The sequence below is a fragment of the Kitasatospora sp. NPDC002965 genome, assembly GCF_040611255.1.
GTDB lineage: Bacteria > Actinomycetota > Actinomycetes > Streptomycetales > Streptomycetaceae > Kitasatospora.
The window spans coordinates 144982-166514 of sequence record NZ_JBEXNT010000001.1 but is presented as its reverse complement, the minus strand read 5'-3'; the positions used below and the strand labels follow the sequence as shown (position 1 = coordinate 166514).

Annotated in this window: 19 protein-coding genes; all 19 read left to right on the top strand. The window is 71.7% G+C overall.

All coding sequences use genetic code 11. The annotated features are described in order from the left end of the window. The first annotated feature begins 443 nt into the window (after nt 1-443). The 19 genes from ABZY91_RS00815 to ABZY91_RS00725 all read left to right on the top strand — a co-directional run bounded on the left by ABZY91_RS00815 (nt 444) and on the right by ABZY91_RS00725 (nt 21532). Nucleotides 444-1547 (top strand): hypothetical protein, encoded by a 1104-nt coding sequence (locus ABZY91_RS00815; protein WP_355398787.1) that lies wholly within the window; start codon nt 444-446, stop codon nt 1545-1547. Beyond that, a complete protein-coding gene (locus tag ABZY91_RS00810; protein WP_355398785.1) occupies nt 1544-1873 on the top strand; it encodes a hypothetical protein in 330 nt (109 codons plus the stop codon). The genes ABZY91_RS00815 and ABZY91_RS00810 overlap by 4 nt, the downstream gene beginning before the upstream one ends. Beyond that, a complete protein-coding gene (locus tag ABZY91_RS00805) occupies nt 1870-2490 on the top strand; it encodes a hypothetical protein (RefSeq protein ID WP_355398783.1) in 621 nt (206 codons plus the stop codon). Before ABZY91_RS00810 ends, ABZY91_RS00805 begins: the two co-directional genes overlap by 4 nt. Further along, nucleotides 2487-5078: an ATP-binding protein gene (locus ABZY91_RS00800; protein WP_355398781.1), complete on the top strand. Its 2592-nt coding sequence runs from the start codon at nt 2487-2489 to the stop codon at nt 5076-5078. The genes ABZY91_RS00805 and ABZY91_RS00800 overlap by 4 nt, the downstream gene beginning before the upstream one ends. After that, complete coding sequence (locus ABZY91_RS00795) at nt 5075-8092, top strand: hypothetical protein (protein ID WP_355398779.1); 3018 nt, start codon at nt 5075-5077, stop codon at nt 8090-8092. The genes ABZY91_RS00800 and ABZY91_RS00795 overlap by 4 nt, the downstream gene beginning before the upstream one ends. Before the next feature lie 44 nt (nt 8093-8136). After that, entirely contained in the window at nt 8137-9198 is a 1062-nt protein-coding gene (locus ABZY91_RS00790) for a C40 family peptidase (RefSeq protein WP_355398860.1), read from the top strand. Nucleotides 9199-9213: 15 nt separating this feature from the next. Then, on the top strand, nt 9214-9858 hold the full coding sequence (locus ABZY91_RS00785; protein ID WP_355398777.1) for a hypothetical protein: 645 nt from the start codon (nt 9214-9216) through the stop codon (nt 9856-9858). After that, nucleotides 9855-12656, top strand: coding sequence for an ATP/GTP-binding protein (locus ABZY91_RS00780; protein ID WP_355398775.1), 2802 nt, complete (start codon nt 9855-9857; stop codon nt 12654-12656). The genes ABZY91_RS00785 and ABZY91_RS00780 overlap by 4 nt, the downstream gene beginning before the upstream one ends. A gap of 850 nt (nt 12657-13506) precedes the next feature. Then, complete coding sequence (locus tag ABZY91_RS00775) at nt 13507-14064, top strand: hypothetical protein (RefSeq protein ID WP_355398773.1); 558 nt, start codon at nt 13507-13509, stop codon at nt 14062-14064. A gap of 236 nt (nt 14065-14300) precedes the next feature. Further along, a complete protein-coding gene (locus tag ABZY91_RS00770) occupies nt 14301-15026 on the top strand; it encodes an ATP/GTP-binding protein (protein WP_355398771.1) in 726 nt (241 codons plus the stop codon). A 65-nt stretch (nt 15027-15091) separates the two neighbouring features. Further along, complete coding sequence (locus ABZY91_RS00765) at nt 15092-15790, top strand: SAF domain-containing protein (RefSeq protein WP_355398769.1); 699 nt, start codon at nt 15092-15094, stop codon at nt 15788-15790. Further along, nucleotides 15790-16605 carry a hypothetical protein gene (locus tag ABZY91_RS00760; protein WP_355398767.1) on the top strand — a complete coding sequence of 272 codons (816 nt, stop codon included), beginning with the start codon at nt 15790-15792 and terminating at the stop codon, nt 16603-16605. Before ABZY91_RS00765 ends, ABZY91_RS00760 begins: the two co-directional genes overlap by 1 nt. Then, nucleotides 16598-18145: a CpaF/VirB11 family protein gene (locus ABZY91_RS00755; protein WP_355398765.1), complete on the top strand. Its 1548-nt coding sequence runs from the start codon at nt 16598-16600 to the stop codon at nt 18143-18145. The genes ABZY91_RS00760 and ABZY91_RS00755 overlap by 8 nt, the downstream gene beginning before the upstream one ends. Beyond that, a complete protein-coding gene (locus ABZY91_RS00750; RefSeq protein ID WP_355398763.1) occupies nt 18142-19038 on the top strand; it encodes a type II secretion system F family protein in 897 nt (298 codons plus the stop codon). Before ABZY91_RS00755 ends, ABZY91_RS00750 begins: the two co-directional genes overlap by 4 nt. Continuing rightward, nucleotides 19035-19943 (top strand): type II secretion system F family protein, encoded by a 909-nt coding sequence (locus tag ABZY91_RS00745; protein ID WP_355398761.1) that lies wholly within the window; start codon nt 19035-19037, stop codon nt 19941-19943. The genes ABZY91_RS00750 and ABZY91_RS00745 overlap by 4 nt, the downstream gene beginning before the upstream one ends. 31 nt (nt 19944-19974) lie before the next feature. Next, entirely contained in the window at nt 19975-20208 is a 234-nt protein-coding gene (locus ABZY91_RS00740; protein WP_355398759.1) for a hypothetical protein, read from the top strand. Nucleotides 20209-20241: 33 nt separating this feature from the next. Beyond that, entirely contained in the window at nt 20242-20655 is a 414-nt protein-coding gene (locus ABZY91_RS00735) for a TadE family protein (protein WP_355398757.1), read from the top strand. Continuing rightward, nucleotides 20652-21113 (top strand): TadE family protein, encoded by a 462-nt coding sequence (locus ABZY91_RS00730; RefSeq protein ID WP_355398755.1) that lies wholly within the window; start codon nt 20652-20654, stop codon nt 21111-21113. The genes ABZY91_RS00735 and ABZY91_RS00730 overlap by 4 nt, the downstream gene beginning before the upstream one ends. Next, entirely contained in the window at nt 21110-21532 is a 423-nt protein-coding gene (locus ABZY91_RS00725) for a pilus assembly protein TadG-related protein (RefSeq protein ID WP_355398753.1), read from the top strand. Before ABZY91_RS00730 ends, ABZY91_RS00725 begins: the two co-directional genes overlap by 4 nt. Nucleotide 21533: the final 1 nt, after the last annotated feature.

Sequence of the window (21533 nt, the reverse complement as noted above, 5' to 3'; positions counted from 1 at the left end):
GGCCGCCCCGGGTCCGCCGGCCCCGGGGCGGCCACCAAGGTTTCCCCGCCGCTGCGGGGCGGGCCACCAAGGTTGGCGCACCGGGGGGTCAGCCCCGTACCAAGGTTCGGGTTCCGCCCGAGGGGCCGTCACCAAGGTTGGCGGGTACCCGAGGGGCCTCCACCAAGGAATCGGCCGGTGCAGGGAGAGGGCCACCAAGGCTTCCCGGCGGCCGGGCCGCAGGGCCACCAAGGTATCCGCCGAAGGCCTCCACCCGGTCACCAAGGTATCCGGGCGGGCCACCAAGCAGTCCGCACAGGCCGACAAACCACCAGGTCAAAGCATTGGTGGAGGCCGTTGTGGAGGCGTTACCCAGGGGCGGTCCCCCACCAAGGGTTTCACCAACGGTCGCGGGGTTTCCTCGGTCGCCAGCTGATCCGCTGACGACATCCCAGGAGACCTTCGTGAGTCCTCTCTTCAACCGGCGCGACCGAGCGCCGGATCCCGCCCCGATCGCCGACGGGGGTGAGCTGCGCCGAGCCCGCGCACGGACCGGCCTTCTTCGCGGCGGCATCCTCGCCGCGATCGCCGCCGGGCCGCTCGCCCTGGCCGTCGCCGTCTTCGGCGTCCAGACCACCTCGGCGGCGCCGGCCTCTGCGCCCGTCATCCCCTCGGCGATCGCACCGCCGACCGGCTACGCCGAGAGCTTCGTAGACCTGTGGCTGCGCAGCTCCGCCGACATCGCCGCTTCGACTGCGCTGCGCGCAATGGCCCCCGGCGTGGAGCTCCCGCGGCCAAAGACCACTGCGCGCCTGACCGTCCAGAAGACGATCGCCGTGCGCAGCCAGCCGATGGGCGGGCGCACCTGGCAGGTGACGGTGGCGGCCACCGTCGTGGTCCCGCCGGCCGATGCGCAGAGCGGCCAGCCGACGCCGAACCCTGCGCAGGGCGCCGCGCAGAACGTTGCGCAGGGTTCTGCGCAGGGCCGGGGCGCCCAGGCCGCGACGACGGAGGTCCGCTACTTCGCGGTCCAGGTGGCGATGACCCGGGCCGCCGGCTCCGGTGGCGCGCCGGACTCCCTCGTGATCTCGGCGGCCCCCGCCCAGGTGGCCGCTCCCTCTTCGCTCTCCGGGCCGGACCCTGCGGTGCCGGACTACGGCTCCCAGGTCGGTGACGGACCGCTGCGGGAGACGATCACCGGATACCTCAGCGCTTACCTGACCGGTGTGGGGGACAGCTCCCGCTACCTGGCGCCCGGCGCGGCGATCCCGGCTCCCGGCTCGACCTACACCCAGGTCGCCCTCAAGGCCCTCGCCACCACCACCGCCGTCCCGGCCTCGCCGGCCGACGGCTCGGTCCTGGTGGTCCAGGCCGTCGTCCAGGCAACGGACGCCTCGGGTGACTGGCCGCTGGTCTACCCGCTATGCCTGGTTGCGCGTGCCGGCCGCTGGGAGGTCTCGGCGCTCGCGCCGGTCGCCGTCGCCACCGTGCCGGGCTCGGCCTCTCCCTCCGGGGCGGCGAGCCTGCCGTCGCCGTCTCCCTCTTCTGCGAACGGAGCGCGGCCGTGATCCAGCTCGCCGGACCCCTGCAGAATTTCGGAAACAGCTGGGCGACGACCCTCGTCGGTTGGGTCGCCAGCGGCCTCATGATCGGCATGACCGCGATCGTGATCGTCCATGCGGTACGGAAGATGTCGATCAAGGCGGCGATCGGCGGCGTGCTCGGCCTGGTCATCTGCTGGAGCCTGTTCGCCAACCGGCTCTCGTTCTCCGACATCTTCAAGGACGAGATCCAGGAGACCAAGCCTGCCGGAACCGCTCCCTACCAGGGCGCCGGCGAGCTTCCCCGTGAGGTGCCCGGCGGGGTGTTCACCGGACAGCTGGGCCAGGCGTGAGTATCGCCGCGCGTCCCCGGATCGGCCGCTCCTACACGAAGGCCCGCCGGCATCCCTGGGTGCTGGGCAAGATCGGCGACTGGCGCCTTCCCATGGGGCCGTACACGCCGCCGCAGCTTGTGGTGGCCGGCGTCGGGGCGTTCGTGCTGGTCAAGACTGCCTCGTGGTGGGCGCCGGTACTCGGCCCGCTGCCTCTGGCGGCGTGGGCGGCGGCGATTTGGGCCGCGCGGCACTCCCGGATCGCCGGGCGGTCCCCGTTCCTGGTGCTGGCCGACGCCCTGTCACTGGCGATGTCGCCGCGGGCCGGGCAGATCAGCGGGCGGGCGGTGCGACCCCTCCGTCCCGTCGTTCTGGCCGGTGCTGCGTTCAGCTTCGAGAACGCCGTCGAGGACCAGGACCTCACCGAGGAGGCAGGCGTGCCGGCCGCCGCCCCGGCGGACGCGCACGGCGAGAAGCCGGCGCGCACTCTCAGCATTTTCGAGCCGCCACCGTCCCCGCCCGAGCCGAACCCGCAGCCGGTCCGGACGGCGGTCGGCGCGCCGGCCCTCACCCCGCTTCAGCAGATGCTCGCCGCTGCCGCAGCCATCCACTCCGCCCAGAAGGGAGACCCGTCGTGAGGGTCGCAGCATTCCGCCACTTGTCCGGCCACCTGATGTGGTCGACCACCGGCACCGTCTGGGGTTTCTGGCGCGTGGAGCCGATCGGCTCGCGCTATGCCTCCGACCTGGAGCGCCAGGAGGTCCTGCGCCGGGTCACCTCCCTGGTGCGGTCCCTGTCGGGCAACGCCCGGCTGTACAGCCTGTGCGCGCGGATCGAGTCCCGGGAGGTCTTCGATCGGGTCGTCGCCGACATAGACCTGAACGCTAACCCCGGCACCCGGGAGAGCGCGGCCGCGGCCGCGTACATGCTCGACGACTCGGAGATGCACCGGCGGACCCTGTGGCTGGCCCTGCCGCTGCAGGTGCCCGGCCGGGCCGCCCAGCTGACCCAGGCCGGCGGCTCCGTGTGGGCGACCCTCGGGGAGCAGGCCGGCCTGCCCATCGCTCCAGTGCCCGTCAGCGAAGTGCAGCTGTATAGGGGAGTGGCCCGGCAGATCGAGTCGGACTTCGGCGGCGGCCTGCAGGTGCGCCCGGCGCGGCCGGCCGAGATCGTCTGGATCCACCAGCACGCCGTGCACCGCGGCCAGGTCGAACCGCTCCTGGCCGAGGCCGAGCACAGCCGTCGTTTCGAGGGCAAGGTCGTCGGCGCCCAGCTGCGCAGTCCCGGCTTCGCGAGCCTGGGCCAGGTCCGGCTGCTGGAGGCCGGGCAGGAGCCCGCTGCCCGCCGCAAGGAGTCGGGCGGCTGGCGCGGCTGGTTCGCCTCGCGCTTCGACGGCGGTGCGCTGTCGAAGGTGTGGCTCCAGGTGGAGACCGAGGAGGGGACCGGCTACCAGGCCCACCTGGCGTTGGAGGAGATTCCCGAGGCCGTCGTGGAGGGGTCGGCGGACATCCTGGCGCAGCTGGAGCTGCTGCCCTACCCGGTGGACGCGGTCGTCGACCTGACGCTGGTCGACAGCGCGAAGGCCAAGCGGGCGATCGCGAAGAAGAAGGCGGAGCTCAGCGACCAGGCGGACCAGTGGGCGGCCCACCCGACCGGCACCCCGGACTCGCTGCACGGCGCGGCCGAGATCCTGGGCGAGCAGGAGGCCCGGCTCGGGCGTACCTCGGTCGAGCTGGAGGTGCAGTCCCGCACCGTGTTCTCGGTGTGGGGGTCGACCACGCAGTTGTGCGACGACCGGGCCCGCGACCTGAAGGCCCGTCTTGGCGGCGCGGACTACCGGGCGATCCGGCCGCGCGGCGGGCAGGTGAGGATGTTCCAGTTCGGGCTTCCCGGCGCCGGGCCAGCGCTTCGGGCTCGCGAGTGCACCCAGTTCCAGTTGTCCGAGGACTGGGCGATGACGGGGCCGCTGACGGTCGGCGAGGTCGGCGACGACACCGGTCCGATGATCGGCCGGTCGCTGGACTGCGGCACGGTCCGCCCGGTGCACCTGGACCTGGCATCCGCTCCGGCCGCCAACATCGCCGCGTCGCTCGCGGTTCTCGGTGATCTCGGGTCGGGGAAGTCGGTGCTGCTGAAGAAGGTCACGTCCGACCTGATCGACCGCGGGCACCGGGCGATCGTGATCGACCGCACCAACCACCGGGAGTACGCGCACTTCGCGCGCACCGCCGCTCCGGGACGTCACCAGGTGATCGATGCCGCCGACGCGACGATCAGCATCGACCCGCTGCGGGTACTGCCGACGGCACAGGGTGAGGCGGCCGCGCTCAGCTACCTGCTGCTGCAGACGCAGATGGAGGCGATGTCGGCCGGCGGCGCGGCGCTGAGCCGGGCGGTGAAGGCGGCCGCTGGCTCGCGGCAACCGCACATGGGCCTGGTGCTGGAGGAGCTGCGGTCGATTTCCACCGAGGGCGGCAACCGCGGCGAGGCGGCTGCGGACGTCCTCGACCTGCTCAGCACGGTGGCCGACGCCCGGCTGGCCCGGATGGTCTTCGACCAGTCGCTCCCGGCGGTGAGCATGTCCGACCTGACTGCCGACCTGGTCGTATTCACGACCAACGGATTGACGTTGCCTCCGAAGGAGGCCCTCGGGCGGCCGGAAGTGCTGCGCACCCAGCCGCTGGAGGCGTTGATCGGTAGGGCGGTGCTGTATCTGATCGCCGCGATCAGCAGGCACATCTCGTTCTCGGACCTGCACCGCTTCGCCGCTGTGATCTTCGACGAGGTGTACTGGCTGACCTCCTCCGCCGAGGGCTCCGCGCTGATCAACGAGCTTGCGCACGACGGACGCAAGCACAACGCGGGCTGGTGCGCGGGCGGGCACGACGCCCTGGACCTGGGCGACGAGACGATTCGCGGCCTGATCGTGCAGCGGGTGCTCGCGCGCACCACCGACGATGCCATGGCCCGGCGGGGGTTGGAGTTCCTGGGCCTGCCGGGCGACGACGAGACGCTCGTCCAGCTGGTCACGGGCGGCCTGTCCCCTCATGGCCAGGCCAACCGCGCTGGCGAGATGCTCCTGCGCGATACCCGCGGCCGGATCGGCCTGATCCAGGTCCTGATCCCGAACCTGCCCAAGTACGACGCGATCTTCACCACGCCCGTCAGCAAGCGCCCGGCTGCGAAGCGCGGCGCCGACCAGACCAGGAAGCTGGCGCTTCGATGACCGGCCGTCTGATTTCCAAGCCCCTGGCCCGCGCGGCTGGCCGGCTCGTCTCGCGTGCCCGCCGGGCGGGCGCGGCCTGGCGGAGCCTTCACGCCTTCGCCGCCACGTACTGGCCCGGCCGGCGCACCGTGTTGATGACCCTCGGGATGACCTACCTGTTCATGGTCGCCGGTACGCAGGCCGCGTTCGCCGCGGACGGCGAGCGCGGCGGCGTGCTCGCGCCCCTCAACGTACTGAGCAGCGAGGGCGTGCCGCTCGACAATTACGACCTCAAGTCCGACAACGGCGGCACCACGGACATCCGCAGCCACGTGTGCAACCTGCTGCTGGGCGCCGGCTTCGCGCTGGTGCGGCTGCTGGTGGGTCTCATGTGCTGGGTCATCCAGTGGATCTGGGACTTCCCGATCGTCAGCACGCTGATCGAGACGGCCCAGGGCCTGCACTACGAGTTCTTCCAGATCCTCGGCAACGACCTGGGCATGTACGGGGTGTTCATGGCCGCCGGTGTGGCCTTCGGCTGCCTGCTGATCATGCGCGGCAAGGTGGGACGCGGCGCCGGCGAAATGCTGATCACCCTGCTGCTGTCCACGATCGTACTGATGCCCGCGCTGACCCCGCGCGCGGTGCTCGGCGAGCAGGGCCCGGTCGTCCAGGCGCAGCAGGCGGCGCACCAGGCGGGCGTGCTCGCGGCCGGGGTGAACGGGCCCGATCCGGGTTGCACCTCCGACAAGGACAAGAAGGACCCTTCCTGCCCGATGCGCATGATGCTGACGAGGAGTCTCGTCGTGCAGCCCTACCAGTTGTTGCAGTACGGGATCATCCCGGACCCCAGTTCCAGCAACGCCAACGAGAAGGCGCTGTCGGATGTCCACTACCGGTGGATTCACGGCCAGATCAAGGGCAAGGACAGCAGCGACTGCGGGATCTCCTGGATGCCGGGCAGCAACGCGATCTGCAAGGACAGCTCGTCCTGGGACGAGCTGAAGAGCGAGCTGAAGAAGCACGGCGACGAGGGCAAGAACGCCTACAACTTCGCGGTGAACAGCGACTGGGACCGGGTGGGCGGGGTCGCGTTGGTGCTGCTGGCGGTGCTGCTGATCGCGATCGTGGTCCTCGGCATGGCCCTGGTCCACATCGGGTGCCAGTTCGCCGACGTTGTCGCCGCGTCCTTGACGGGCGCCGCCGGGATCTGGGCGATGCTGCCGGGCGGGAACCGGGCCGTCCTGTGGAAGTGGCTGGGAGTGTTCCTGACAAGCGTGGTCACGGAGTTGGCCGTCTCCGTGATGATCCCGATGTTCGCCCTCGGGGCCAACAGCATCCTGACGAACAGACAAAACACGGTCATGATTCAGCGCCTGCTGATCATGGACGCCTTCGCGGTGGTCATCCTTGTCTTCCACAAGCGGGTGTTCGCCGCCGCCAGCCAGCTGGGCGACCGGTTCGCGAACCGCATGCGGTTCGCGAAGATCGGCGGCTCCCTCTTCATGGGCGAAAACTCCGGGCTCGGCCTGGCCATGTCGCAGGCGCTCGGCCAGCAGGGTCTGGGAGCGAGTGGCGGCTACGGCGGCCTGGGCCGCGGGCTCGGCCTGGGTGGCGGGCTCGGTCTCGGCGGCGGGCTCGGCAGTTCGGCGGCGGGCAATTCGTCGCTGCTGCGCCGGGCCCGGATCGGTGAGGGCCTGGCCGCGCTGGCCGATCCGGGACTGGGCAAGAGGAACGCCGCCGCGATGGCGGCCGGCGCCTACGGGGAGGTGCGCCGCGGCATGGCCGCGCTCGCCCTGCCGGTGCGGGCGGCCCACCAACTGGCGGTCGGCAATCCGCTGCCGCCGCACAAGCTGGCCCGCCGGCTCAAGCCCGTCGGCCAGGTCGGGCCCTTCGGCGGGACGATCCAGCCCCCGCACGGCGGCCCCCACGGTCCCGGCGGACCGGGTGGGCCCGGACGCCCCGGCCGTCCGGGCGGCCTCGGTGGAGGGTCTGCTCAGATCGTCACGCCGGGCGGCCGGCAGGTGCTGATGCCGCGCGGCGGCGTCACACCGCTCGGGCACGCGGTGCACAACCGGCTGCTGAGCACTCGGGCCGGGCGAATGGCCCTGCTCGCGGGGAAGGCTGGCAAGTTCGGGTGGGACGTCACCGCCGGGTCGCCGGCCACGCTCACCCGGCTCAACCGGGCGGGCGGCATCCTGCGGGGCCACGCCGGTCTGCAGTGGCGGCATTACTCCAACGTGCGCAAGGCCTGGTGGAACGATGAGAAGGAGGGGTTCCGCAGGACGGCGCGGACCGCCCAGGGCGCCTACAACATCGTCAGGGGCTCAGCCCGGCACCAGTACCTGCAGGCCGCCGTCATGGCCGACACTCACGTGGCCCCGCTGGTCAACGGCATGCGCAGCATGTACGAGTCGGCTCGCGACAGGGTTTCCCTGGGCTACGACCTGGCGGTCGGTGACCCGTTCCGCGAGGCGGGCGTCCGGGCGGAGCATCACGACCCCGCCGGCCACGGACAGGTCTGGGAGCACGCGCGGGACCGTGGCGGCGAGTACCCGTTCTACGAGGTCGAGCCGAGCGTGGCCGCGCTGGGCGGCGACGGCTCCGGGGCCGGGGACCGCGTGGTCGTGCACTCCGGCCCTGCGGAAAGCGGGCCGTCGGACATCTGGGGGGCGCTGGGGCCGGACGTTGTGCCTGTGGACGCGCCGGTCTCCCTGGTCGAGGACGGGTCGGGGGCGATGGTCGACCACACCACCGGCGAGATCTTCCCCGCCCGCGTGGTGCCGTCCGGGCCTGCTCCGGCCCCGCAGGCACCGCTGCAGGCAGAACCGCAGCCGGGGCCGGCTGCGGCGGACCCGGCGATGGACCCCTCGGTCCTGCGGCGGGTCAACCCCCGGCTGATGGACCCGGCCCCGGGGCGGCGCTCGCTGGAGGCTTGGCGGATGCGCCGTCAGCTGGGCAGCAGCGGTGCTGGCGGAGACGTGGAAGGCGGCGACGGCGCGGGCGAGGGCCTCGGCGGGGGGTTGGACCTGTGAAGGCGTTCCGGCACGTCCGCCGGCTCGGCTGCCTGGGGGTGCTGATGGTGCTCGGGCTGATCTCCCTGTCCGTCATCAGCATGATCGACGGTGCGGACCCGGGCAGCACCGCTCCGGTGGGGATGATCAGCGACATCCCGGGCCGGATGGTGCAGGCCTACGTGCGAGCCACCGGGGCCGTGCCGCAGATGGCCCCGGCCTGCAAGGGGATGTCCTGGCAGTTGCTGGCCGGCATCGGCAAGGTCGAGTCGAACCACGCCGCCGGTCACCAGATCGACCCCGCCGGGCTCATCACCCCGTCGATCATCGGCCCGACCCTCAACGGCTCGGGCGCCGGTGGCAACACGACGGCGATCCCGGATTCCGACGGCGGGAGGTGGGACGGCAACAGCCAGTTCGACGCAGCCGTCGGTCCGATGCAGTTCCTGCCGTCCACGTTCGCGGGGTACGCCGCCCGGGTCCGCCCGGAGGGCGGGGCGAACCCGAACAACGCAGACGACGAGACCCTGGCCGCCGCCCTGTACCTGTGCGGCGACGGCCGGGACCTGACCGACAACGCGCAGCTCAGAAAGGCGGTGTACAGCTACAACGCGTCGAACGCCTACGTGGACGAAGTGTTGCGGTGGCGGGACCAGTACGCAGCGCTGGGTGCCCAGGCGCCGATCGGCGATGTCTCGGACCAGGTACGGACCGTGATCGAGGCGGCCCGAAGCCAGACCGGAGTGCCCTACTCGTGGGGCGGCGGCGACGCCAGCGGCCCGACCACGGGGATCTGCTGCTCGCAGGGCGGCCAGGACGGCCGGCTGGTAAACGGCTTCGACTGCTCCGGCTTGATGGTCTGGGCCTTCTCGAAGGTCGGCGTCCAGCTCCCCCGTGTCGCATCCGCACAAGCGGGCGTCGGCCAGCGTATCCCGGCCTCTGCCGGCGTCAGCGCCCTGCAGCCCGGCGACATGGTCTTCTTCGGCAACTCCGCGCAGGGCATCTACCACGTCGGCCTCTACGTCGGCGGCGGGCAGATGCTAAATGCCCCGAAACCGGGCGATTCGGTCAAACAGGCTGCGGTCTGGAATTACGACTACGCGGGCGGCGCCCGCGTCCTGAAATGAGAGAAACCATCACAAATGTGCACAAAGCGCTCGATTGCCGTTCCCGCCGCCGGTGCCGCAGTCCTGCTCGCCGCCGGACTCGCCCTGATCGTCCCGGGAAGCAGCCCCCACAGCACCGCCCACTTCCCCGCCACCACACCGACGGCGGCCCCGACACCTCCCGCCCCCAACCCCAGCCCCACCGCCACCGCTTCCGCCACCGTTCCCCCCACCGGCGAGGCCCCCTCACCCGAACCGGCGGCCGGCGCCACTGCGACCGCGCAGGTGTCCTCGGGCGTCGCGGCGGCGGGCGACGGCCCGCAGGGCGACGCCGCGATCCAGGCGGCCCTGAACGCGCAGCGCGCCAGTGACCTCCCGGCCGAGACCGCCCAGCAGCTCAGCACGCTGGCCCGCGACGTGTGGACGGCGGAGGCGACCGGCGAGGGCCGCCAGAGATGGCCTGACTACTTCCCCGTGGTCCAAGGGGTTGGCGGGCGCCCGTACTTCTACACCGGGTTCCGGGTGCAGGCGACGATCGCCCACACCGCCAAGGGGGACCCCGAGCACGCCGCGGTCGACCTGCTGTGGGCGGGGACCTCCCCCACCGGAGAGTACGGCGACCACCGACCCGCCCTCGTCACCTTCACCCTCGTCAACGGCACCTGGGAACCCCGACGATGAGCACGAACACCGCATCCGGCCTTCCTCAGACGCTCGTCGACGTCTCCTGGGCGGCGTGGTCGTGGGCGTCCGCGACGGCCGGCTGGCTGTCCGACAACGGCGACCTTGTGCTCCTGGGGGTCACGCCGGTGGCGATCACGGCCTTCGTCGTCCGCTACCGACTGCTCATGAAGACCCTGGCCGACCGGCAGCGCTTCATCCTCACGCCCACACGCCGCTTCGATCCGAGCCCTGAGGACATCTGGCGCCAGGCCGCCGTCGTACTGCGCGCCGCGGGTAAGGGCCCGTGGTGGGCGCCGAAGGCGGCCAAGCGGGTGCGGGTACGCCTGAGGGCGGACGGCAGCACCCCGCTGGAGTACTCGCTGGAGGCACACTGCGACGCCGCGACCCTGCTGCGCAACAGCCGCTACCAGGAGGTCACGGTGGAGAAGGCGGCACCCGCCGAGGACTCGTGGGCCGAGCAGGTACGGGCGGAGGCGGAGGCGCGGAAGGAAGAGAGGAAGAAGCCGCGCAAGGAGCGGCGGATGAAGGCCGCAGAGAGCGAGGAGGAGGAGAAGACCGAGCGCCTGCACGCCGTGCGGGCCGAGTTCGTGCTCAGGGGCCGACCGTCGGCGGCGCTGCGCGAGGTGCCGCTGGAGCCCGATCCGCTCCAGCCGGTCATCGACGCCGTCGCGGACATCCGTACCGAGCTGGGCGAGGTCGCGGAAGTCGTCCTCGACCTGCAGCCCATCCCGGGCTGGCAGGTGAAGCTGCGCCAGTGGCAGATCCTCCACGAGGCGCGGGACAAGGAGCGGACCCGGGCCCGTAAGGCCGCCGGGCACGCCGCCACCGACGCCCAGGACGTCCAGGACTCCTGGCGCTTCCAGCTGGCCAGCCTGTTCGAGCCGTCGTCGGCCCGCAGGCCTCCGCTGATCCCCCCTCCGCGCCCGCAGCCCCTCAACACCGACAAGGCGCTCGGCCGGCTCGCCAGCTCCCGGGGACTGGTGCGGATCCAGGTGCTGGTGCGCTGCACCTCCACCATGGAGGGCCGTGCCCGGCAGCTGCTCGGTCAGCTGACCGCCGCCATGGACGTGTTCGGCGACGGCAGCCGGCTCGCCCAGGACGCCGGCCGGTTCCTCTGGCTGACCTGGAGCGCGGACAGCCGCCACCGCCGCGACGCCTTCGACAAGCGCTGGACCACCGGGCAGGTGGCCCCCCGCAAGCCGAACTGGGTACACATCTCCGAGCTCCAGGGACTCCTCAAGCCCCCGACCGCGCACAGTGTGCTCCCCGTGCTCGCCTCCGAGCTGCCCAACTACGTGCCCGGCGAGTCCCTGGTGCCGCACGGCTACCTGAAGTACCCCGACGGCCGCCGGCGCCTGATCGCCGGCCTGCTCGCGGAGTTCCTCTTCTCCGTCAAGGTGGGCAAGGCGAACTACGGCAAAACCGAGTGGGCCCTCGTCCAGGCGCTGGCCGTAGCCCTGGCCGGCGAAGGCGTGCTGTTCGTCGACCCGCACGGCGACACCTGGCGCTCCGTCGCCCCCTACCTGGCACACCCGGCCCTGTCCCCCCTGGTCTGCCGGATCGACCTGGCCCGGGCGGAGGACCCGGGCGCGGTCATCCCCAGCTGGAACATGATCGGCATGGACCGGGGCCAGAACCCGGCGAGGACCGTCACCGCCGCGGTCGACGCCCTCGCCACGGCCCTGTCCTGGAGCGAAGCCACCCACCCGCGGGCCGCCACCATCCTCACCAAGGCCATCGAGGCCCTGGTGGCCCACAACCTCGCCGCCTGCAACGCCGGCCGCCCCGACGCGCAGGCCACGCTCCTGCAGGTACGCACCCTGCTCACCGACCAGGAGGTGCAGCGCCCGATCCTGGACATGCTCTCCGCCGAGCAGCGCCGCTGGTGGGAGACCACGTTCGCCACCTACCCGGCGGACGTCCTCGCTCCGGTGACCAACCCGCTGGACCGGCTGGCCGCGAACCCGGTCACCCGGGCCTTCCTCGGCAACCCCACCGGCGCCTACGACATCCGCAAGGCGATGGACGACGGCAGGATCGTGTGGCTGTGCCTGGAGGGCACCGGGCCGAGCGACCGCCTCCTCATCTCGATGATCATGCAGGATCTCCTGCGTGACGGCCTGTCACGCCGTGACACCGCCGAGGACGACCGGCGACCCTTCCACGTCTTCGCCGACGAGCTCATCAGCCTCGACCCGGCCGGAGGGCCGACCTTCGCGAGCATCACCGAGCAGCTAAGAAAGTTCAAGGTCCGGCTGCACGTCATGGTCCAACACCTGGGCCGCGTCCAGCCGACCACCCGGGAATCGCTGATGCAGAACAGCTCGGTAGTGAGCACCACCGCGGGCGCCATGTCCGCGATCAAGACGGTCACTGACGAGTGGCACGGCATGGTCGACCCGGCCGCCGTCGCCGAGCTGCGCCGATTCGAGCACTACGTCCAGGTCACCGTCAACGGCGCTCCGGTCGGCCCGCTGCGTGTGGAGGGACCGCAGGTCAAGAAGGTCTTCAAGGACTACTACAGCCCCCAGCTGATCGGACGGATGACCGCATCGGCGAACCGGGCCGTGCAGGCCCAGCCGACCGAGGAGCGCCTGTTGCGAGCACAGCGCCAGGACGCAGTGGTGCTCGCTTTCCTGAATTCCCTCGGAAACGGCGGCCCCGCACTGCAGCAAGGCGGGACGCCGCCGCCCGGCGGCGGCCCCGCGGTGACACTGACGAAAACTCAGACCCCGCGCCGACGAGGCCCGGGACGGCCGCCCGCTGCACCCAAACCAACGAATCGGGCCGAGTAGCCGAGAGGCCGGATGTCCAGTCGGCCCGCAACCCACGGGCAACGGCCAGGTGCGACTGATCGTCGCGATGTACCGAAGCGGCCTGAGTACAGCTACTCAGGACAACAGTCTCGTCCCCGCGCCACCATAGTCATCGTCAAGTGCACGCGCCCGAACCCATGCCAGACCGGGAGAAGACAACGTGGACAGACCGTTCAGCTCGGCTTCACTACGCGGCAAGGTGGCGTCGCTGCCCAGCAGATCACGCTCGGCCGGCCCGGCCCCCTGCTGCATCCGAATCGGTGAATCGGACCCAGCAGGGAGTGACCCAGACTGCGGTCCGATTGGTCCGAGTCGTCAACTGGCATGCCATTAGATAAGTTCGCTACCTTTGCACCAATTTGTCGCGCGACTATGCCAGTAGCACACGCGCCATGACCGAAATCATGCAGACAGCGACTCAAAAGTTGCGTATTGTGACCATGCTGAAGCTCTGGGGCGAATACTGTCGGGGCGATTCGGTCATACGTGCACACCGCACTAGCCTTGTCGCCGCCTATCGCCACCACACAGCTGAGTAACGGGGGGCGGATCAGGCGTGTTAGGCACGTGACACAGGCAATGCAGTGCACGGGCAGCCGCAGGTCGGAGAACTGGCGTGGCTTCCCCCGGCACGGCCGGGGTCGCCCGTCGACCCATTGATCTGTCATATCTGGGTCAAATTCGAATTCAGGCCGGTTCACGCCGGATCGACGCGAGTTGGGCAGAGAACGTGAGTCTTGGAACAGTTGAAGAATCGGCACAGAACCCCGGCGTACCCGAGCACATCCCCTCGCGACTCCGTAGGTTGCACCGATCAGCATCCGTCCTCGTGGCACTGTCGTTGTCGCTGGGCGGCACGGCCGCCTGCTCCTCGACTGCCGACACGACGGCCGCACCTGTCTCCACGCCACCGCTGTCGACCACTCCGACGGCGACGACACCAGTGCCCACGTCAAGCGCTCCGGATCCGACCGCAGACGCCAAGGAAGGGGCGCTGGCCGCCTACCGCGGCATGTGGACCGTGACGGTCAAGGCGTACGGTGCCGGGTCGCTGAACGGAGTCGACGATCTTGAGGCTTACATGGCCGACAAGGCACTGGCCGGGTTCAAGGTGGCAGTCGCCTACTACGACAAGAACAACATGGTGGTGAAGGGCAAGCCGCTTCTCGTACCGCAGGTCCAGACTCTCGATCTGGCGGGTAAGCCGAGCCGGGTCACCATCCGCGACTGTGTGGACACTTCCAACTTCCAGCCGGTCGACAGGACGACAGGCCAGCCGTCAGCGACCGACGGCAAGACTCGCCACGTCATGAATGCCGTCACCATGTTCCTCGATGGCAAATGGCTGGTCACGGATGCGGCTTACGACCGGGAGCAGACGTGCTAACCAGGACCCGGGGTGTCGCCGTTGGTGGCGCTCTGGTCCTGGCAGCGCTCGCACTCCCGTCTTCGGCCGCGTGGGCCGAAGACGGCGTCGAGTGCCCCCCTCTCATCCCGGACTGCAACATCCATGCCGGCGGCGGCGGAACGAAACCCGGCGGTGGCGGCTCCGGGGGCGGGACGGGCGGCGCCACCACTGGTGGTGGATCCGGTGGAGGCGGGGGTGGGGGCAAGGCGGTCTGCGTGATCGACGAGAGCGAGGTCCCCTGCTTCGCGGAGAGGTACGGGTGGTTCAATCCGTCGGACCGCTGCTACTGGCAGGCGTTCGACCCGCAGCCGCCACCGGACAGCTACAAGTGGCAGCTCGCCATCGGGCTTCCGGCCGGCTGGCAACCTGGGCAGGGGGCCCTGTACAACCGCACCTGCCTGGCCAAGGGCGCCGAGCTGATGGGCGGAACCGCCTACAGCGCCACGCCTCCGCCCGGCCAAGGCGGCGGCGCGGTGGTCGACCCGGCGCAGCTCGCCCAGCAGGTGGTGGAGGCGATGCGGCTGACCGGCGCGAACATCGGCATCGCGCCGAAGCCTGGCTCCACCAGCCTGGTAGGGCTACCGGTGTGGCTGTGGAACGTCCCGAGCGACACCACCTGGGGCCCGAAGACCGGGACGGCGTCCGCCGGCGGGGTGACCGTGACCGCGACCGCGCACGTGGAGCGCATCGTCTGGACGACCGGCGACGGCGCCACGGTCACCTGTACCACCCCGGGCAAGGCGTACCAGCCGTCCTACGGGACGGCCGCGCCCGAGTGCGGCCACACCTACGGCAGGGCCGGGCAGTTCGCGATCGGCGCGACCTCCAAGTGGGTCGTGGACTGGACGTCCACCACGGGGGCATCGGGCCGGATCGCGACCGACCGCACGGCGGCGACCGCCGTGGCCATCGCCGAGGCCCAGGCCCTCAACACCCACTGACTGACGTCCCCCTTCGATGCCGCTGCGGCCCTGCCCGCGGCCTCTGAACGTTTCAAGGACTCCTGATGGCACGTACACCCACACTCTCCAGGCCGCGACGGGCCCCGGCCACCGACCCCGCGAAAGGCTCTCCGGCCGGGCCGCTGCCGGTGGCCGACACCGGACCGCGCCGCAGCCGCCGCCCGGCGCTGGTGGCCGTCGGCGTCGCCCTGGCCGCCGTCGGCGGCCTCGTCTCCGCGTTCCTCGTCAACCAGGCGGGCGAGCGGACCCAGGTGATCGCGGTGGCCCGGGACATCCCGTCCGGCCGGGTCATCACGGCCGAGGACCTGCGCAGCGCCACGATGGTCGCCGACCCTGCGCTTCACCCAGTACCGGTCAGCCGTAGCCAGGACATCGTCGGGAAGACGGCGGCGGGCGACCTGCCCGCCGGGTCGCTGGTAACGGATGCGTCGGTGCGCGCGGGTCAGCCGCTGCGGGCCGGCAAGGACCTGGTCGGTGTGCTCGCCAAGCCGGGGCAGCTCCCGGCGCAGGCGCTGCAGGCAGGCGAGGAGGTGCTGGTGGTTTCCACGCCCGCGCCGCAGGAGGACAAGGCCGCACCCGCGGTCCGGCCCTCAACGATCAGCGCGGTCGTGGTGCAGGTCGGTGAGCCGGATCCGAACGGCGCGCGCGTGGTGGATCTGGCGGTCACGCCGGTGGACAGCCCGGTCGTGGCGGCATGGGCGGCGACCGGGCGAATCGCTCTGGTCGTGAAGGCGAGGCCCTGATGATCGTGGCACTGCTGTCGGCGAAGAGCAGCGGGGTGACGACGACCGCCCTGGCGCTGGCGCTGGCCAGTCCGAGGGCGACGGTGCTCGCGGAGTGCGACCCATCGGGCGGCACGGTGCGGGCCGGCTACCTGCAGGGGGCGGCGACGGCGGCGGTGGGTCTGCACCGGCTGGCGACCGCCGAGCGTGACGGCAGCCTCCCGGAGGTCTTCGAGCGGCACCTGGTCGCGCTGGACGCCGACGGGTACCGGCTGCTGCTGCCGGGGCTGACCGATCCGGCCCAGGCCCCGTCCCTAGCCGGCACGTGGGAGCCGCTGCACCGGCTGCTGCGGGTGATGGAGGAGGACGGCTACGACGTCCTGGTGGACGCGGGACGGGCGGTCGTGGAGTCCTCACACCGCCTCAGCTCCCTCTACTCCCCCGCGCCGCTGCTGCGCCTGGCGGACCTGGTGCTGCTGGTGGTGCGGGCCAGCGCACCGGCGGTGGCGGCCGCGGCACCGGTGGTGCGGGTGCTGCGCGAGGACCTCGACCGGCACGGCACGGGGGCCGGCGCCCTGGGCCTGGTGCTGATCGAGGAGGTCGGATTCAAGGCCAGCGAGGTCGCCGCCGCCCTCGGTGTGCCGGTGGTGGCGACCCTGCCGGACGACCCGGAGACGGCCGACGCTCTGGGCAGCGGCGGCCGGGTCCGGGGCCGGTTCGCTCTCGCCCCGCTGATCCGGGCCAGCCGCTCGGCCCACGAGCAGATCACCATCGCCGCGACCCGCCGCCGCGTGCAGATCGCCCCGCGGCCCACCCTGGAGGCGCCCCGTGTCTAACACCCTCGCCGCCCCTGCCTCCGGGCCCGCCACCCGGCAGGACCGGTTCCGCGACGCATTGCTCTCCGGCCAGAGCGGCACCGGCTGGAGTGTGCCCGCGGTGCCGGCGCCTGCTTCCGCCGCGGGTACCGCTGTGGTGCCGGGACCGGTCGTCGTCGGCGGGCAGGACGCGCTGCCCGTGTCCTACGACGAGATCGTGGCCCTGCGCGGGCGGGTCGCCCAGCGCCTCGCGAAGGCCACCGCCGACCGGCCCGGTATGTCGCAGGACGACCGGATGCAGCTCGGCCAGTCCCTGGTCAACACCGAGGTCAGCCTCTGGGCCACCGACTACGCGGCCACGTCCGGGCCCCTGAGCCAGAGCGACGAACAGGCCGTCCGCACCGCGGTGTTCGAGGCGCTGTTCCAAGCCGGCCGGCTCCAGCCGCTCCTGAACGACCCCGATATCGAGAACATCCTGATCAACGGCGACGTGGTCGAGGTCGACTACCGCGACCGCCCCCGACGCCGGGTCCCCGCGGTCGCCGACAACGACGCGGAACTCATCGAGCTCGTCAACCAGCTGGTCCGCACCCAGGGGCAGGGCGAGAGGTCGCTCACTCCGGCCAGCCCGATGCTCAACACGCGCCTTTCGGACGGCTCCCGCCTCGCCGCCACCGGCTTCGACGTCAGCCCGCGCCCGCAGATCGTGCTCCGCCGCCACCGCACCCGCTCCCACCGCCTGGCGGACCTGCGCGGCTGGGGCACCATCGACACCTGCCTGGAGAGTTTCCTCCAGACACTGGTCAGGGCCCGCAAGAACGTGATCATCGCGGGCAGCCAGGGCGTGGGAAAGACCAGCCTGCTACGGGCCATGGCCCGCGAGATTCCGCGCGGCGAGCGGATCGGCACCATCGAGGGCGAGTACGAGCTGTGGCTGCACACCGATACCGAGGGACCGAGTGTCGTCGCCCTGGAAGGACGGGAGGGCAACGGCGAGCGCGACGCCGCCGGCCGGCCCGTCGGTGAGATCACCCTCAGCGACCTCTTCGCGCAGAGCCTGCGCATGTCGCTGCGCCGGGTGATGGTCGGCGAGGTGAGGGGCCCGGAGATCCTGCCGATGCTGCACGCGATGAACGAGGGTGAGGGCGGCTCGATGTGCACCGTCCACGCCCGCTCGGCGGCACTCACGATCGAACGCCTCGTCATGCTCGCGATGGAGGCGGGCCACAACATGACCGACTCCCTCGCCTACCGCATCATCGCGAACGCCGTCGACTTCGTGATCTACGTCAGGCTCGTGGACGAGACCGGCATCGGTGGCAGCCGGCACCGGTTCGTCTCCGAGGTCGTGGAGATCACCGGCGTCGGCGAGGGCGGACGTCCCTCCCGCCAGACGATCTTCGGCCCCCGGGAGGAGGGAACGCACCGCGAGCCGCGCGCCGTACCGATCATGCTCCCCCAGTGCATCGAGGACCTGGAACGCGCAGGCCTGGACCGGCGCATCTTCCAGCAGCCATGGGGCGGCTGGGATCAGCCCCTGAAGACGGTGACCCGGCTGTGAACCTCTCCCCCACCGCGCTGCTCGCCGCCGTGAGCGGCACCGTCGCGATTCTCGGCGTGCTGCTGGCGGTGGCCGGCGCCGTCGGCTCCACCACGCCCGCAGCCGCGCGGCCGCTGCGGCGTCGTCTGCTGACCGTTCCCGCCGGGCTTCGCGGGCGCGGGCGTCTGCTGGTCGGCGGTTCCGTCGCGGTCGGTCTGCTGGTATGGCTGCTCTCCTCGTGGCTGCTGGGCGGTCTGCTGACGGCGGCCGCCGTGCTCGGCATGCCGTGGATCCTGCAGCCCGGACGCGGCAGCAAGGGCCAGATCGAGCGCCTGGAGGCACTGGAGGAGTGGGTGCGGCGCCTGAGCGACATCCACACCGCCGGGATCAGCCTGGAGCAGGCCGTCGCGAGCAGCCTGCGCAGCGTGCCCCGGCGGATCGCCCCCGAGATCTCTCGCCTTGCCTCCCGTCTGGCGTCGAACTGGCGTCCCCAGGACGCCTACCGGGCTTTTGCCGACGAGATGGACGACGCCTCGGCCGACTCCGTCGCAGCCCTGATGATCGGTCACGTCCAGGACCGCGGGGCCGGGCTGAGCACCGCGCTGAAGATCCTCGCTCGTCAGCTGGCGGAGGAAGTCCTGATGCGCCGCAAGATCGAGGCCGACCGGGAGAAGCCCCGCGCCAACCTGCGCTGGGTCAGCCTCTTCTGTCTGGGTGTCTTCGGCGTGTCCGTCCTGTCGGGCAGCTACGTCGAGCCCTACAGCACGCCGTTCGGGCACCTGTTCCTCCTCGTCCTGGCGGCCTCCTTCGTCGGGACGCTGATCTGGATGCGCCGGATGGCCATGTCCAAGCCCGCGCCCCGGTTCCTCACCACGGGTTCCACGGGTTCCGCTTCGACGAAGGAGGCCTCGTGATCCCCGCCGCGCCCGCGATCCTCGCCGGGGCCGTCGTCGGCCTGGGCGTCACCGTCGCCATCGCCGGTGCCACCCGCACCCGGCCCGACCTCACCGACCTGCTGCGCCGCATGGACGCCCGGCGTCTGGAACACTCCAGCCCGGGAGCGGCCGCCTCCCCGGGGGCGGTGGGCTCGGCCCTGGACCGGCTCGGGGCGAGGCTGATCGGACAGGTCGGCGAGGGCGTGATCCGGCTTCCGCGCCGCGACCTCGACCTGCTCGGCCGCACCCCGGCCCAGCACGTCGGCCAGAAGATCGGCTTCGCCCTCCTCGGACTGCTGTTCCCCGCCTTGGTGCCGGCCGTCATCACCCTGGCCGGCGGCCACCTGTCGTTCACCGTGCCCGCCCTCCTGAGCCTCGCCCTGGCCGCAGTCGCCTGGCTCGTCCCGGACCTGAACGTCAGGGAGGAGGCGGCCTCCGCCCGTCAGGAGTTCCGCTACGCCGTCGCGTCCTACCTAGAACTGGTGTGCCTGGAACGGGCCGCCGACGCCGGTCCCAGCGAGGCCCTGCGCAAGGCAGCGTCCATCGGCGAGGGCTGGGTGTACTCACGCCTGCGCGATGCCCTCACCAGCGCCGAGCTCGCAGGCCTCCCCCCGTGGGAAGGGCTGCGCCAGCTGTCCGACGAACTCGGCGTGCCCGAGCTCGGCGCCCCGGCCGACATCATGGCCGTCGCCGGCGAGGAGGGCGCCTCCGTGTACAGCACCCTTCAGGCCCAGGCGTCCGGCCTGCGCGGAGCGCTCCTGACCGACGCCCAGACCTCCGCGAACATCGCCTCCGAGAAAATGATCATCCCGGTGACGGTGCTCGTCCTCCTCATGTCCCTCTACATCGGCTACCCCGCCATCGCGCGGATCATGGCCGCCTGACCACCGCGACCACGACCAGAAAGGCTCCGCCATGCGCGCTTTGAAGCACCGCACCCTCCACGCCCTCACCGCCAGCGCCGACCCCGTCGTCCAGGCGTTCACGACCCACATCCGCCACACCGCGAACCGGCTGCGCACCGAGAGGGACAAGGGCGGCATGTCCATCGAGGCGGCGATCCTCGTGGGCATCCTCGTCCTGCTCGCCATCGGCCTGGGCACCTTCCTCACTGGCAAGCTCACCGAGAAGCAGGGCCAGATCAAGTAACCCTCCCCCTCCGCCGACCTGCAGGAGCACCCCTTGTCCACACCACGCCCGGCACCCCGGGCCCGCCGCCGGCGGGGGCGCGGCCCCGGGGACCGCGGCGCGGTCTCCCTGGAACTCGCGATCATCTTCCCCGCCGTCATGCTCGCCATCTTCATGATCATCCAGACCGGGCTGTGGTACCACGCCCGCTCCGTCGCCCTGTCCGCCGCCCAGCGCGGCGTGGAACGCGCCCGCGTCCAGGGCGCCACCATCGCCCAGGGAACCGGCGCAGCCAGCGACTTCCTCGACCGGGCCGGCGGCGGCATCGCCCAGCGCGCGGTCACCGGCAGCGACGGCGCGACGGTGCGCATCGAGGTCAGCGGCCGCGTCGAGACCTGGATCCCCGGCCTGAGTCTGACCGTCCGCCAGCACGCCTCCGCCGCACGCGAGCGGGTGACCGCCCCATGAAACGCACCACCAACGTCCCCCACACACGGCGCCGCCCTACCGGCGACCGGGGCAGCGTCAGCATGGAACTCGCCATCCTGGCGCCCGTCCTGATCGCGATGCTGCTCCTGATCGTCGCCGCCGGCCGCATCCACCTCTCCGACAGCACCGTCGACGCCGCGGCGCGCAACGCCGCCCGCGCCGCTTCCCTGGAACGCGACGGCGCCACCGCGAAGACGGCCGGCACCCGCGTCGCCCAGCAGACCCTCCAGGACCAGGGTCTGCGCTGCGACCAGCTGAAGGTCGACGTCCCCACCGATGGCTTCCGCGCCCCGCTCGGCACACCGTCCAGCGTGCACGTCACCGTCAGCTGCACCGTCGCGCTGGCCGACCTCGCCCTACCCGGACTGCCCGGCAGCCGCACCGTCACCGGAACCTTCAGCAGCCCGATCGACGCCTACCGGGGACGGCCCGCATGACCACCCGCCACCCGCGCACCCGGCGCCGCCCGCGCGGCGACGGCGGCGCGATCAGCCTGTTCGTGGCCGTCTGCGCCGTCGTCATCATGCTGCTCCTCGCACTCGTGGTCGACGGCGCTGGCAAGCTGAGCGCCCTCAACCACGCCGAGTCCGCCGCCCAGGAGGCCGCCCGCGCAGGCGCCCAGTCCGTCAACGCCGGCCAGGCCATCTCCGGAGGCGGCATCACCGTCGACCGCGCCGCCGCCCAGAACGCCGCCCTCGCCTACCTCAAGTCCGCCGGCGCCAGTGGAACAGTGGGCTGGGGCGGCGACGGATCGATCATCGTCTCCGTCACCCAGACCTACCAACCGCTGCTGTGGCCGGGCAGCTCCACCGTCACCGGCCGCGGCAGCGCCGCGCTGATCGTCCAGGGAGGCTGAC